The organism is Promicromonospora sp. NPDC059942 (genome assembly GCF_042731755.1).
In the GTDB taxonomy this organism is placed as follows: domain Bacteria; phylum Actinomycetota; class Actinomycetes; order Actinomycetales; family Cellulomonadaceae; genus Promicromonospora.
In genome coordinates, this window is the sequence record NZ_JBHWLR010000039.1 from 3,738 (window position 1) to 17,038 (window position 13,301).

At 74.7% G+C, this 13,301-nt stretch carries 9 protein-coding genes and 1 pseudogene; 3 read left to right on the forward strand and 7 right to left on the reverse strand.

Features of this window, described 5'->3' with window-relative positions:
- Positions 1-260 precede the first annotated feature (260 nt).
- Positions 261-1,868 carry a PLP-dependent aminotransferase family protein gene (locus ACFV9Q_RS28695; protein WP_377237238.1) on the reverse strand — a complete coding sequence of 536 codons (1,608 nt, stop codon included), beginning with the start codon at positions 1,866-1,868 and terminating at the stop codon, positions 261-263.
- Positions 1,869-1,957: 89 nt separating this feature from the next.
- Here ACFV9Q_RS28695 and ACFV9Q_RS28700 point away from each other — a divergent pair, with 89 nt between their 5' ends.
- Positions 1,958-2,941 carry an aldo/keto reductase gene (locus ACFV9Q_RS28700; RefSeq protein ID WP_377237239.1) on the forward strand — a complete coding sequence of 328 codons (984 nt, stop codon included), beginning with the start codon at positions 1,958-1,960 and terminating at the stop codon, positions 2,939-2,941.
- Between the two features lie 37 nt (positions 2,942-2,978).
- Here ACFV9Q_RS28700 and ACFV9Q_RS28705 read toward each other — a convergent pair whose 3' ends face one another.
- Positions 2,979-3,584, reverse strand: a complete 606-nt coding sequence (locus ACFV9Q_RS28705) for a nitroreductase family protein (protein WP_377237242.1) — start codon at positions 3,582-3,584, stop codon at positions 2,979-2,981.
- A 146-nt stretch (positions 3,585-3,730) separates the two neighbouring features.
- Here ACFV9Q_RS28705 and ACFV9Q_RS28710 point away from each other — a divergent pair, with 146 nt between their 5' ends.
- Positions 3,731-4,060, forward strand: a complete 330-nt coding sequence (locus ACFV9Q_RS28710) for a cupin domain-containing protein (RefSeq protein WP_020017913.1) — start codon at positions 3,731-3,733, stop codon at positions 4,058-4,060.
- Positions 4,061-4,063: 3 nt separating this feature from the next.
- On the opposite strand, the gene ACFV9Q_RS28715 is transcribed toward ACFV9Q_RS28710, so the two are convergent.
- The 5 genes from ACFV9Q_RS28715 to ACFV9Q_RS28735 all read right to left on the reverse strand — a co-directional run bounded on the left by ACFV9Q_RS28715 (position 4,064) and on the right by ACFV9Q_RS28735 (position 11,008).
- Positions 4,064-7,159 carry an FAD-binding and (Fe-S)-binding domain-containing protein gene (locus tag ACFV9Q_RS28715; RefSeq protein ID WP_377237243.1) on the reverse strand — a complete coding sequence of 1,032 codons (3,096 nt, stop codon included), beginning with the start codon at positions 7,157-7,159 and terminating at the stop codon, positions 4,064-4,066.
- A gap of 119 nt (positions 7,160-7,278) precedes the next feature.
- A complete protein-coding gene (locus tag ACFV9Q_RS28720; protein WP_377228325.1) occupies positions 7,279-7,722 on the reverse strand; it encodes an OsmC family peroxiredoxin in 444 nt (147 codons plus the stop codon).
- A gap of 81 nt (positions 7,723-7,803) precedes the next feature.
- Positions 7,804-8,700 (reverse strand): hypothetical protein, encoded by an 897-nt coding sequence (locus ACFV9Q_RS28725; RefSeq protein WP_377237240.1) that lies wholly within the window; start codon positions 8,698-8,700, stop codon positions 7,804-7,806.
- A 55-nt stretch (positions 8,701-8,755) separates the two neighbouring features.
- Positions 8,756-9,298, reverse strand: coding sequence for an RNA polymerase sigma factor (locus ACFV9Q_RS28730; RefSeq protein WP_377237241.1), 543 nt, complete (start codon positions 9,296-9,298; stop codon positions 8,756-8,758).
- Positions 9,299-9,397: 99 nt separating this feature from the next.
- A complete protein-coding gene (locus ACFV9Q_RS28735; protein ID WP_377228328.1) occupies positions 9,398-11,008 on the reverse strand; it encodes a glycosyl hydrolase family 18 protein in 1,611 nt (536 codons plus the stop codon).
- A gap of 512 nt (positions 11,009-11,520) precedes the next feature.
- Here ACFV9Q_RS28735 and ACFV9Q_RS28740 point away from each other — a divergent pair.
- Positions 11,521-13,301: pseudogene (locus ACFV9Q_RS28740) on the forward strand (hypothetical protein); the annotation flags it as partial.

The following is a 13,301-nucleotide window of genomic DNA, read 5'->3' on the forward strand; positions in this document are numbered from 1 at the left end:
TTTGGGTCTTTGTTTTCCCCCCTGCAAAAAGAGAAAAAAAAAAAAACCCCGGGCCTCAAAGGGGAGTTCCGGTTCCGGTTCGGAGTCGGGTCGCTGGAAGCACACCTTGCCGAGGCCGCGGCCCACGGGCTGGCCGTGTCGGTCGTGGACCGGCCCGGCACCGCCGTCGACCTGGACACCGCCGACGACTGGTCGCAGCTCCCGGACGAGGTGCGGGCCGCCGTCGGCGCGCAGGTGCCCGGGTTGCTGTAGGCCGCGAGTCAGCCGACCGAGCCGGCCGCGGCACCCGTAGGCCCGGCACGCGCGGCCCCGGCCCCGGCACCCGCAGCCTCCGCCGAAGCCGCCTCGACCGCCGCGCGCAGGCCCCGGATCGCCGCCGGCAGCCGCGCGTCGGCCAGGTTCCCGTAGCCGACGACAAGCACGGTCGAGCGAGCCGACGGCGCCGCCTGGTACCGCCGCAGGTCGACCAGCGCGACGTCCCGGGCCGCCCCCTCGCGCACGACGGCGGCGGCGTCGAGAGCAGCAAAGTCCGCGGCGGCGGCGTCGACCCCGTCCCGCCCGTCCACGACAGCAGCGTCGTCCCCGCCCGCCCCGGCCGGCCCGACCCGCACCCCGGCCAGGTCCACCGTCACGTGCATCCCGGCCGCGATCCCGCCGATCCGCGCGCCGGGCAGCTCGCGCTCCAGAGCGGTCAGCAGCGCGGCCCGGCGTCGGGCGTACCGGGCGCGGGCAGCGCGCAGGTACCGCGCGTAGGCGCCGTCCCCGACGAACCGGGCGAGCGTGAGCTGGTCCAGCGTCGCAGGTCCGGGCGCCGGCCCGCGCCGCACGGACACGTCCAGCACCGGGGCGCGCCAGCGCTGCGGGACCACCATCCAGCCGATGCCGAACGCCGGGGCCAGCGTCTTGCTCGTCGATCCGAGCAGCAGCACCCGGTCCGGGTCGAGCCCCTGGAGGGCGGGCACGGGCCGGCGGTCGTAGCGGAACTCGGCGTCGTAGTCGTCCTCGATCAGCAGCCCGTCCACCTCGCGCGCCCAGTCGAGCAGCGCCGCGCGCCGCTCGTCCGGGAGGGCCGCGCCCAGCGGGAACTGGTGCGCCGGGGTGAGCAACGCGGCCCGGGCCCCGGTGCGGGCGGCCTCGGCGCGCAGCCGCCCGGGCGAGATCCCGGCGTCGTCCACCGGGACGGGCACCGGGGTGAGGCCCGCGGCGGCGGCGGCGTCACGCAGCGCGGCCCAGCTCGGGTCCTCGACGAGCAGGTGCGTGTGGCCCGCCGTGGCGAGGGCGGCCGCGATCCGGGACATGCCGTCGGCGGCGCCCCGGGTGAGCACCACGGCGTCGTCGGGCCCGGACACGATCCGGGAGCGCCGCAGGTGGGTCGCCACCGCCGCGCGGGCAGCGGGGTGCCCGGCGGGCGGCTGAGCGCCCAGGTCCTGGTTGGTCGCCCCCGCGAGCGCCTCGCGGGCCGCGCGCAGCCAGGCGTCGCGCGGCACGTGCCGCAGGTCGGGCACGCCGGGGGCGAGGTCGTGCGTCGCGCGGTCGGGGGCGCGCTCCAGCCGGGGAGCGGGGGCGACCCGCCGCGCGGCGCCGTCGGGCACGGCCACCGGCGCGACCGCCGCGACCCGCGTCGCCGACCCGGTGCGCGCCTCCAGCACCCCCTTGCCCACCAGGTGCCCGTACGCCTCCGTGACCACCCACCGCGAGATGCCGAGGGCGTCGGCGAGCGTGCGGCTGGGCGGCAGCGCCGTGCCGGGGGCCAGGCGGCCGGAGGCGATGTCGCCGAGGATCGCCTCCTCCAGCCGGTGTCGCAGCGCGCCCGGACCGGGGGCCGGCGCGATCAGCACGTCGGCAGAATTGGTCTGGTCCGGGGCCATGGCATTGGACCGTAGCACCAGACCGATCTCTCCCTAGCGTGGTGCGTGCCGGGCAGGAGCCCGGGAAGAGAGCCGCCGAAGGAGCTGACATGCGGTACCGCACGCTGGACAACGGGCACACGTCGTTCGAGGTGTCGACGCTGTGCCTGGGCACGATGTGGATGGGCACCCGGACGGACGAGGAGACGTCGTTCGCGATCCTGGACCGGTTCGTCGAGGCCGGGGGCACGTTCCTCGACACGGCCAACAACTACAACTCCTGGGGCGAGGGGTACGGGCGCGACTCCGAGGACGTGCTCGGCCGCTGGCTCGCCGCGCGGGGCAACCGCGACGAGCTGCGGATCGCGACCAAGCTGGGCGCGGCCAAGAAGGACCCGGCCCTGCCGCTGTCGGGCACGCCGCCCACCAACTACCAGGGCCTGGGCGCCGCGACGATCGACCGGGAGGCGCGCGAGAGCCTGCGCCACCTGGGCCTGGACCACATCGACCTGCTGTACGGGCACGTGGACGACCGGGACACGCCGCTGGAGGAGACGGTCGGCGCGTTCGGCAAGCTGGTCGACGAGGGCGTCGTGGGGATCCCGGGCATCTCGAACGTCGCGCTGTGGCGGGTCGTCGAGGCGCGGGAGACCGCCGCGCGGCTGGGCGTGGCACCGTACGGCGCGGTGCAGCAGTGCCACAGCTACCTGTACCCGCGCCCGCAGCCGATCCGGACCAACTGGGCCTCACCCGAGCTGCTCGACTACGCCCGGTCCACGGGCACGGACGGCCGCCCGGGGCTCACGGTCATGGCGTACTCGCCGCTGCACCAGGGCGTGTTCACGCGCGACGACAAGCCGTTCTACGACGGCGCCGACCACGCGGGGTCCCGCGCCCGGATCGCCGAGCTCCGTGCCGTGGCCGCCGAGCTCGGCGCGACGCCCAACCAGGTGGCGCTCGCGTGGCTCCTGGGCGGCGAGGTGCCGGTGGTCCCCGTGTTCGGCGCGAGCAGCGTGGCGCAGCTCGACGAGGCGCTCGGCGCGGTGGACCTGGTGCTCGACGACGACGTGCGGGCCCGGCTCGACGCGGCGTGACGCCGGCCCGTGTGACGTCGGCCGGAGTGACGCCGGGTCACCACCCGCCGCGGTGCACCACCTCGTCGAGGGGCTTGCGCCGGCGGCGGGTGGGCGAGCCCTTCGCCCCGCCGTCGGCCGGGTGCCCGACGGCGACGACGCCGGTGATCTCGAACTCCTCCGGGATGCCGAGCTCGACCCGGACCGCCGGGACCTGCGCCGGCTGGACGCCGAAGAAGCAGGCGCCCAGCCCCTCGTCGACGGCGGTCTGCAGCATGAGCAGGGACGCCATGCCGACGTCGACGTGCCAGAACGGGACGGGCCAGCGGGCCTCGTCGAGGTCTTCCCAGCCCTTGTCCTTCTCGGCGTACCGCCGGAGGTAGGCGGCCTTGGACGCGAGCGCCAGCACGATCACGGGGGCGGTGCGCATCCCGTCGAGCCAGGCCGACATGTCCCGCTCCGAGTCGTCCGGGGTGGACGCCGCCCAGAACCGGTCACGGTCCTCGGGCGTCTCGAGCACCACGAACGCCCAGCCCTGGCTGAACCCCGCGCTCGGGGCGCGGACGGCGTTGCGGGTGATCCGGTCCACGGCCTCCACCGGGACGGGTTCGGCGGTGAACTTGCGGTGCATCCGCCTGGTGCGCACGACGTCCTGAAACTCCATGCCCGCATTCTGCCCCGCGGCGACGGCGGCGGCGGCGGCGAACGTAGGCACAGTCGCTCCATGGCCGCTCAGAGTGCGACCAGGCCTACGTTCGGCGTCCCACGAAACTGGTTGCCGTGCGGCGGCGTGCGCGCCAGCCTGGGGGCATGACTCTTCAGGCGATCGAGCAGGCGACGCTGCCGTACGGGAACTTCGAGGGTTACCTCCACGGGTCCGAGGTGTCGGTCATCTTCGAGAAGGTGGCCCAGGACGGCACCGGCCCCCGGCTGCACCGGCACCCCTACTCCGAGACGTTCGTGATCCGGTCCGGCCGGGCCCTGTTCACCGTGGACGGCAAGGAGTTCGAGGCCGTGGGCGGCCAGATCCTCGTGGTCGAGGCGATGGTGCCGCACAAGTTCCGGACCCTCGGCGCGGACCTCTACGAGGCGGTGCACATCCACGCGAACGACCGCTTCGAGACGGAGTGGCTGGAGTAGCGCCTACAGCCGGTCGGCGATGACCTCCAGCAGCGACTTGCCCTCGACGCCCATGAGGTCGAGCGCCTGGGTGCGGCAGGAGAACCCGTCGGCCAGGTAGGTGGTGCCCGGGGCGGCGTCGCGCAGGGCGGGCAGCAGCGCGTTCTCCGCGACCGCCACCGACGTCTCGTAGTGCCCCTTCTGCATGCCGAAGTTGCCGGCCAGGCCGCAGCAGCCCGCCAGCACCTCGATCTGCGCGCCGCCCTGCTCCAGCAGCGCCTGGTCCGCCTCGTACCCCATCACGGAGTGCTGGTGGCAGTGCGGCTGCACCACGGCCGAGACGTCGGCCAGCGACGGCATCTCCCACTCGTCCGGGGTGTCGTCCGAGGTCAGCAGCTCCGCCGCCGTCCGCGTCATGCGGGCCACGGCCTGCGCGCGCGGGTCGTCCGGGAACAGGTCGATCAGGTCGGAGCGCAGCACCGCGGTGCAGGACGGCTCCAGCCCCATGATCGGGATGCCGTTCACCGCGTACGGCCCCAGCACCTCCAGCAGCTTGAGCAGCCGGCGCCGGGCACCGTCGAGCTGGCCGGTCGAGATCCAGGTCAGGCCGCAGCAGGCCTGCTCGTCGGGCACGATGACGTCGAACCCCGCGGAGGTCAGCACCTTCAGGGCCGCCTGCGGGACCGTGGGCGAGAGCGCGTCGCTGAACGAGTCGGTCCACAGGACCACCTTGGGCTTGGTCGCGAGCCGCGCCGCCGTCCTGCCCTCGCGCCCCGGCTCGCCCGTGACCGGCAGCCCCGGCACGCCGTGCGTCGCGCCGCCGCGCGCCCACCACTGGCGGAACGGCACCTCGGCGAACTTCGGCATCGACCGGCGGGTGTCCATGCCGCCCGCCCACAGCACCGCCTTGCCGATCCACTTCACGCCCAGCAGGGCGTTGACCAGCTCGGGGACGGCGCCCGCGAGGCGGGCCCAGCGCGGCAGCCAGCCCAGGGCGTAGTGGTCCACGGGCCGCAGCTTGCCGCGGTAGGTCCGGTACAGGACCTCCGACTTGTACTGCGCCATGTCCACACCCGCGGGGCAGTCGCTGGAGCAGGCCTTGCACGACAGGCACAGGTCCAGCGACTCGCGGACCTCGGGCGCGGCGAGGCCGCCGACGAGGGTGCCGTTCACGGCCTCCTGCAGCACGCGGGCCCGCCCGCGCGTCACGTCCTTCTCGTCCTTGGTCGCCTGGTAGCTGGGGCACATGAACCCGCCGGCCGCCGAGTTGTCGGCGCGACACTTGCCCACGCCCACGCAGCGGTGCACGGCCGTGGTCAGGTCGTTGTGGTCGTGCGCGAACGAGAACCCCTCGTACCCGGACTTGCGCCGCACACCGTGCCCCGAGCCCTTGCCGACCAGCGGCAGCTTGGTGCGCACGGCCGCGGCGGCCGGGCGGCGCAGGTCGTCGTCCACGGCCCGCGGCCGCACGACGACGCCCGGGTTGAGCAGGTCCTTCGGGTCGAACAGGGCCTTGAACCGCTCCATCAGGGCGATGGCCTCGGGCGAGTAGATCAGGGGCAGCAGCTCCGAGCGGGCCCGGCCGTCGCCGTGCTCGCCGGACAGCGACCCGCCGTACCGGGCCACGAGCTCCGCGGCCTCCGTCATGAAGGTGCGCAGCACCGAGCCCGACGTCTCCAGCGGGATGTCGATGCGCAGGTGCACGCAGCCGTCGCCGAAGTGCCCGTAGGGCAGCCCGTCCACGCCGTACCGGTCCATCAGCGCCTGGAGGTCGCGCAGGTAGGGCCCGAGTTTCTCGGGCGGCACCGCCGAGTCCTCCCAGCCGGGCCACGCCTGCTCCCCGGCGGGCGTGCGGCCGGCGAGCCCGGCGCCGTCGGCCCGGATCTGCCACATCTTGGTGGCGTCCGGCCCGGCGGGCAGGACGGCGGAGTCGAGCGCCGTCGACGCCGCGACGATCGCGTCCGCCCGGCCCAGCGCCTCGGCCTGCGACGAGCCGCCGACCTCGATCATGAGCCAGCCCGTGACGTTCGGGTCGCCCGCACCGGGCAGCGGCGGCACCGACATGGCACCCTTGGCGCGCCGCACGACGTCGACCAGGCGCGCGTCGAGCCCCTCGATGGCGAGCGGCTTGTGGTCCAGGAGCCGCGGGACGTCGTCGGCGGCCGTGGCCATGTCCGGGTAGCCGAGGACGACGAGCGTGGGCGCGCCCGGCACCTCGACCAGGTTGAGCTCCGCCTCCAGGACGGTGACGAGCGTGCCCTCCGTGCCCACGAGCGCGCGGGCGAGGTTCGACCCGTTCTCGGGCAGGAGGTGCTCCAGCGAGTAGCCCGACACCTGCCGGCCGAACCGGCCGAACTCGGTGCGGATCAGCGCGAGGTTCTCCCGGACCAGCTCCTTGAGGCCGGGCACGTCGGCGAACTCCGGGTCGCCCGAGCCCGCGGTGAACCGCCGACCGGCGCCGTCGACCACGTCGAGCGAGAGGACGTTGTCGGCCGTGCGCCCGTACGCGACCGCGTGGGGGCCGCAGGCGTTGTTGCCGATCATGCCGCCGAGCGTGGCCCGGTTCTGCGTGCTCGGGTCGGGGCCGAACCGCAGCCCGTGCGGCCTGGCCGCCGCCTGGAGGGTGGACATGATCGTGCCCGGCTGCACGCGGGCGGTGCCGCGCTCCGGGTCGACCGCGAGCACCTGGTTCAGGTGCCTGCCCAGGTCGAGCACGACGCCGGGTCCCACGGAGTTGCCCGCGACCGACGTGCCGGCGCCGCGCGCCGTGACCGGGACCGCCAGCTCGCGCAGCGCCCCGAGGGCCGCGACGACGTCGTCGGTGCTCTCCGGGAAGACGACGCCCTCCGGGACCACGCGGTAGTTCGACGCGTCCGTGGAGTACTCCGCGCGGCGGCGCGTGCTGATGTCGACGGCGCCGTTCACGACGGTGCGCAGCGCGTCGGCGACCGCCTCGCGGGCGGCCTCCGCGGCGTGGTCCGCCTCCCGGCGCGCGGCCTTGCGCCGCTCCTCGCTCTCGGCGTGGCGGCGCTCCGCGTCCTCGGCGGCGCGGGCCTCGGCCTGCTCGCGCGCGGTGCGGGCAGCCTCGGCGTCGTCGGCGGTGTGGCCCTTGTCGTTCATGCCGTTCAGCGGTCGGGCGTCGTCGTGGGTCTGAGGTGGCACCCCGCGATTCTCGCACCACGGGGCGGCAGATCGCGTCAGGCGTTCACGGGCGCGTGGCGCGCCCGTGAACGCGCTGATCAGCCTTCGAAGGTGACGTCGAGCGTGATCTGGCCGACGCCGGTCAGCGCCTTCGAGATGGGGCAGCCGACCTTGGCGGCCTCGGCGGCCGCCTTGAAGCCCGCCTCGTCGATGCCGGACGCGAAACCACGCACGGTCAGGGCGCTCTTGCTGATGTAGAGCCCGCCGGCCGGGTCCGGGCCGAGCGTGACCACGGCCGAGACCTCGATCTGCTCCGGCGTGGCGCCGGCCTGGCCCAGCTCGTTCGTGAAGGCCATCGTGTAGCAGGACGAGTGCGAGGCGGCGAGGAGCTCCTCGGGGCTCGTGACCCCGTTCGCCTCCTCGGCGGCGCGCGCCGGGAACGACACGTCGTACGTGCCGACGCCGGACGACGAGAGCTCGACCTGGCCCTTCCCGTCCTGGAAGGTGCCGTTCCAGGCGGTGCGAGCGGTACGTGCTGGCATGGTGCACTCCTTGAAGATCGCGTTGTGACCTCGGACGGGTCCCTGCGTGCCCGACCCTACGACGCCCGCCGGGCAGTCGCGTCACGGCGTGAAGTCGAGCAGCTCCTCGTCCACCGCGAGGACGGTCCAGCTGCCGCCCGCGGCGTCCGCCAGGTGGTACGCGGGGACGATCAGCACGGCGCCGTCCGGCAGGGTGTAGCGCACCTCGGTGAGGTCCGCCGAGACGATCGTGACGTCCTCCACGGGCCACGCGATCGGTCCGCCCGGGGCGGGCGCCTTCGCGGCGGCGTCGCCGTCCGACCCCGACTGCCCGGCCCCGCGCGCCGCCGGCGCGAACCGCGGGTCGCCCAGGCGCTCCACGGCCGCCTCCTCGCTGACCACCGGGTACGTGCCGAGGCTCGCGCCGTCGGCCGAGCGCACCTCCGCCGTCCGCGGCGTGTCCGTGAGCCCCACGCCCGCGTGGAACACGAGCCGCGTCGCGGAGACCAGGTCGCCGCCCGCGTCGAGCGGCCGCACCCCCTCGGTCGTGCCCTCCTCCGGCGCGCCCAGGACCGCGGTCGGCCCGTCCTCCGTCCGGGACTCCGCCTCGCCGGACCCGGCGTCGGCCCCGGACTCGGGCGCCGCGCCGACGTCCTGCGCCGTGGTGACCATCTCCAGCCCGGACTCGCCCGCCAGGTAACCGCCGCCGCCCGCCGCGACGATGCCCGCCACGGCGGCGGCGACCAGCCACGGCGTCCGACGGCGGTGCCGCCGCACGGCGACCTCGTCCACGCGCGTCGTCCCGGCGGGCTCCCGGCCGGCGGCCTCCCGCCACGACCCGGAGCCGGCACCGGACCCGGACCCAGCGCCCGACCCGGAGATCAGCGCGTCGACCTTGGCCCGGAGCACGCCCTCGACCGGGTCGGGCGCACGCCTCGCGGGGTCCGCCGCCGTCAGACGGTCGAACGCCGGGTCCTCCGGCCGCTGGTGCTCGTTCATCGCTGTCCCTCCGTGCCGTGCCCGGCTGCGCGCCGTCCACACCCGCTACATGTGCTCATGCGTCCACCGCTTGCTCGTGCGCGTCCCACGCGTCGCGCAGGCGGGCCCGGGCCCGGGACAGCGCGGCGTCGGCGCCGCCACGGGAGACACCCAGCACCTGGGCGAGGTCATCGCCCGACAGGCCGTCCCACGCGACGAGCAGGAGGATGCGCCGGTCACGCGCGGACAGCCGGGACAGCACCTGGCGCACGGCGTCGTCGTCGACGGCGAGCGTCGCGGGGTCCACGTCGTCGGGCTCGTCGGGAACGATCGCGACCGGCAGGGCGCGCATCTTGCGCCGGTGGTTCGCCAGCACGTAGCCGGCGGTGCGGTAGAGCCAGGGCAGCGCCGCGGCGTCGGGCACGTCGTCGCGCCGCCGCCACGCGGTGGCGAGCACCTCGGCGGCGAGGTCCTCGGCGTCGGAGGTGCGGCCGCCGTCGGGCAGCCGGCGCACGAAGTAGGAGTAGAGGGCGCGCGAGTGCGCGTCGAAGAGCGCGCCGAACCAGGCCTCGTCGTGCTGCGGCGGTTCGTCGTGCGGGGCGCCGGGGCTGTCGTCCACGACCTCACTCTGTCGTGGGTGCCGGGTTCCTTGCACCCCCGGACACAGGAGAACCCCGGCGGGACGTCCCGCCGGGGTTCTCCGTCAGCGTGCCTCAGGTCAGCAGGCCCCCAGGTCCTGCCACACGCCCCACTCGCCCGTGGTCCCGGGCGTCTCGCCCTGGGTCCACCACTTGGCGCGCCACTCGTGGTCGCCGTGCGAGACGGTGTTGCCGCCCACGTAGACGGCGGAGGCGCTCCAGGCGGCCGAGGCGCAGGCCTCGCCCGGCGGGTCGGTCGGCGGGTCCGTGGGCGGGTCGGTCGGCGGGTCGGTCGGGTCGGTCGGACCGCCGCCGCCCTCCACGGGACCCGGGGTCCCGGAACCGAGCACGTTCCACAGCGCCCCGGTCAGCGCGCCGGACCGGTCACCCGACAGGTCCCACCACATGGCGCCGCCGAGCCCCTCGGACCGGATGTACTGCGCCTTCTTGGCGACCGACTGGTCGTTGTCGTAGGACCACCACGTGTTGCCGTCGTGCCGCCAGGCGGCGCCGAGGTTCGCGTCGTAGTACCCGGTGCCCACGTTCTTGATCACGTCGTAGTCGTTGATGCCGGCCTCCCACTGGCCGGGGGCGGCTCCGGTCGCGGTGCCCCACGCCGCGGACGACGTCGCACCGGTCCAGCCGCGACCGTACATCGCGAGGCCGAGGCCGAGCTGCGCGGGGTCGATCCCGGCGTCGGTGTAGGTCCGCACGGCGAGGTCCGCGCTGAACTGCCGGGCCTCCTCCCGCGGGTCGGCGGGGTCGTGGTAGAGGTTGCCCTGGTGGCCGGTGAGCGCCGGGTCCCAGGCCCCGTGCAGGTCGTAGCCCTGGACGTTGCCGAAGTCGAGGTAGTCGAAGACCTCGGGGTCGTTCCAGCCGCCGTCCTCGACGTCGGCCGGGTTGGCGGGCAGGAACGCCGAGAGCTCGTAGTCCTTGCCCGTCGTCGCGCCGAGGGCGTCGAGCTGCTCACGGAACTCGGCGAGCAGCAGCTTGAAGTTGCGCGCGTCGTTGGCCTCGTCGACGTGGTTGCCCACGTTGCCGTTCTGCGAGCCGGGCCACTCCCAGTCGATGTCGAACCCGTCGAAGACGCCCGCCGCGGCACCGGTGCCGCCACGGCCGTCGATCACCGGCAGGTTGCCCTTGATGAACATGTTGACGCAGCTGGAGACGAACTTCTGGCGCGAGGCGTCCGTCGCCGCCGCCAGCGAGAAGTTCTTGGACCAGGTCCAGCCGCCGATCGACATCAGGACCTTGAGGTCCGGGTGCTTGGCCTTGAGCTGCTTGAGCTGGTTGAAGGAGCCGGCCAGGGGCTGGTCCCACGTGTCGGCGGCGCCCGAGACCGAGGTGGCCGCCGTGTAGCCCATGCCGTAGTCGGCCCAGGCGTCGCCCGCGCCGTCGGACCCGTTGGGGCCCTCGCCCTGCGCCTTGTTGGCCTCGAAGCACTCGAGGTTCTGGTGGTGGATGTTGGCGAAGGCGTAGTTGATGTGGGTCAGCTCGTCGGCCACGCCGGACGTGTCGAGCTGCTTGACCTGGTAGCCGCGGCCGTACACGCCCCACTGCGTGAAGTAGCCGACGCTGCGGAAGCCGTTGATGGCCGAGGTGCTCGCCGCGGTCCCGGCCTCGGCCGCGTTCGCGTCCCGCAGGCCCACGCCCGCCACGGCGGCCGAGGCTGCCACCGCGAGCGCGGCCACCCCCGCAAGTATTCGTCGGGTGGTCTTACTGGCACCTGATAGCGGTTGGTACGTCGAGTCCATCGTCTTCCCTCTCTGGTCCGGTCGTCGATCCGGCAACGGTGGTCGCGCTGGTCATGCTCCGTTAAAAGTAAGGAAACCTGCGTTAACGGGAAATAAGGGGATTCCACACGGTGGGACTACGTAGTGATACGGGGCGGTCGACGCCGGGTTGTTTCGGTGTGAAACCTTCGCCACCGAAACAAGTTCGTGCGGTATCGGGTACCCGGACGGCACGAGGTGGGGCAGGATCCCAGGACCGGGGCCGTATCGCAGCAAAAGTCGCACGCCCAGGTTGATGCGGGTGAAACGTGTGGAGGTCATACTTGCGAGCACCGTGAACGAATCCGGGAGGCTCGACGATGACCGCGCTGCCGCAGCAAGTCGTTTTTCCGCTCCCCCTCGGTGACCGCACCGTGGCCCCTCACGTCGCGTGCGAGCTCACGCGCGTGGTGGGTGACGAACCTGGATGTGTGGACCAGACAGCACGGATGCTCGACGAGGAGCATCTGGTCGGGACGGCGCTGATGCCGGACCCGCTGCCTGCCGCACGTGCGGTCCGCGAGGCCGTAGGCCCGCTCGGCCTCGACGACGACGCACGCCGTGTGCTGCTCGTCGCCGCAGTCGCCGTCGTGGACCGCACCGAGCTGTTGCTCGCCGCGTCGGGCACAGACATCGACACCCTCATGGCCGGCCCCGCCGGCCGCCACCTCCATCTCGTGGGCGGCCGGTTCCGCTTCCACCATCCGCGCATCCGGTCCGTGGTGCACGACGACGCCGACCTCGCCTCCCGCACCGCGGCCCACGTCGCGCTGGCCGAGGTGCACCGCAAGGCCGACGAGCCGCTCATCGCGATGTGGCACACGGCCCTGAGCACGCTCGCGGGCGACCCGCTGCTCGCGGACGGCCTGGTCGAGCTCGCCGAGCAGCACCTCGCGCGCGGCGACGTCCACCGCGCGCACGAGGTGGCGCGCGAGGCCGCGAGCCACGGCACCGACCGGGTGCGGTCGCGCGCCTTCGCGGTGGCCGGGCGGGCGGCCCTGTGGGCGGGGCACGTGCACGACGCCGTCGTGTACCTCCGCCGCGCGACCAGCCCCTCGGACGCCGGCTCGTCCGCGGCCGGCGCGCCCGACGCCGCCCGCTCGCTCGGCGTCGCGCTGGCCCTCCTGGACGGCCGGCCCGACGCCGTCGTCCCCGAGGACGCCGCCGGACCCGACCGCGCGGCGATCGCCGCCGCCCGCAAGACGATCCGGCTGCTCGACGGCGCGCCCGGGGAGGCCGCCGCGATCCTGTCGGAGGTGGCCGAGCTGGCCCCGGCACGCCAGCCGGGCTGGTGGTTCGACGGGCCGGACGAGGCCCTGACCCCGCTCGCCGAGGCGCACCTCCGGGTGGCGCAGTCGTACCTGGCGCTGCGGCTCGGCAACATCACCGAGGCGGCCTCGGTGCTCGACGACGCCGTCGAACGCCTGCCCGTGGCCCTTGCCTTCGGCGGGCTCGGGATCGCGCTCGCGCGCCGCCTCGACCTCGTCCGGGACGGGCACCTGCGGCGGGCTACCACCGCGCTGGAGGCGTCGGTGCCCGGCCAGGTCGCGCCGGTGGTGCGGGCGGCCACGCTCGGCGACCGGGCCCAGACCGCCGTCTTCGACGGGCGCTGGGTGGAGGCCGCGACCCTGCTCGGGCTCGCCGCCGAGCGCGGCGGCGACGAGCTGCGCCGCCTCTGGCTGCCCACGCCCGACCCGGTGGAGCTGCTGGTGCTCGCCGGGCAGGACCGGGCCGCGCGCCGCTCGCACGAGCGGCTGCGGCTCCGCGTGCTGCCGTCCGTGGGCTCCGACCCGGGCGGCGGCTATCCCACCGCGACCGGCCACGCCGGAACCGGGCACCCGGTCTCCGGCCACGCCGGACCGGGTCTCGCCGGACCCGGCATGTCGGGCGGCGGCTTCTCGGGCGGGCCCATGCGGCGCCGTCGGCTCGACCTGGCGCGCGCCGAGCTCGCGCTCGCCGACGCGTCCGGCGTGAACCGGGCGCGCGAGCGCGCGGTGGAGGCGTCGCTGCGCGTGGGCTCGACGTTCGAGCGGGGCCTCACGGAGCTGGTCGCCGCCCGCTCCTTCGCCCGGCTGGGCCTGCCCGGCGACGCCGCCGCGCACCTGCTCGGCGCCCACGAGCTCTTCGAGGAGTCGGGCGCGAAGGCGTGGGAGCACATCGCCGAGCAGGCGCTCACGACGCCGGGGTTCGTCCGCGAGGCGCCGGGCCAGGC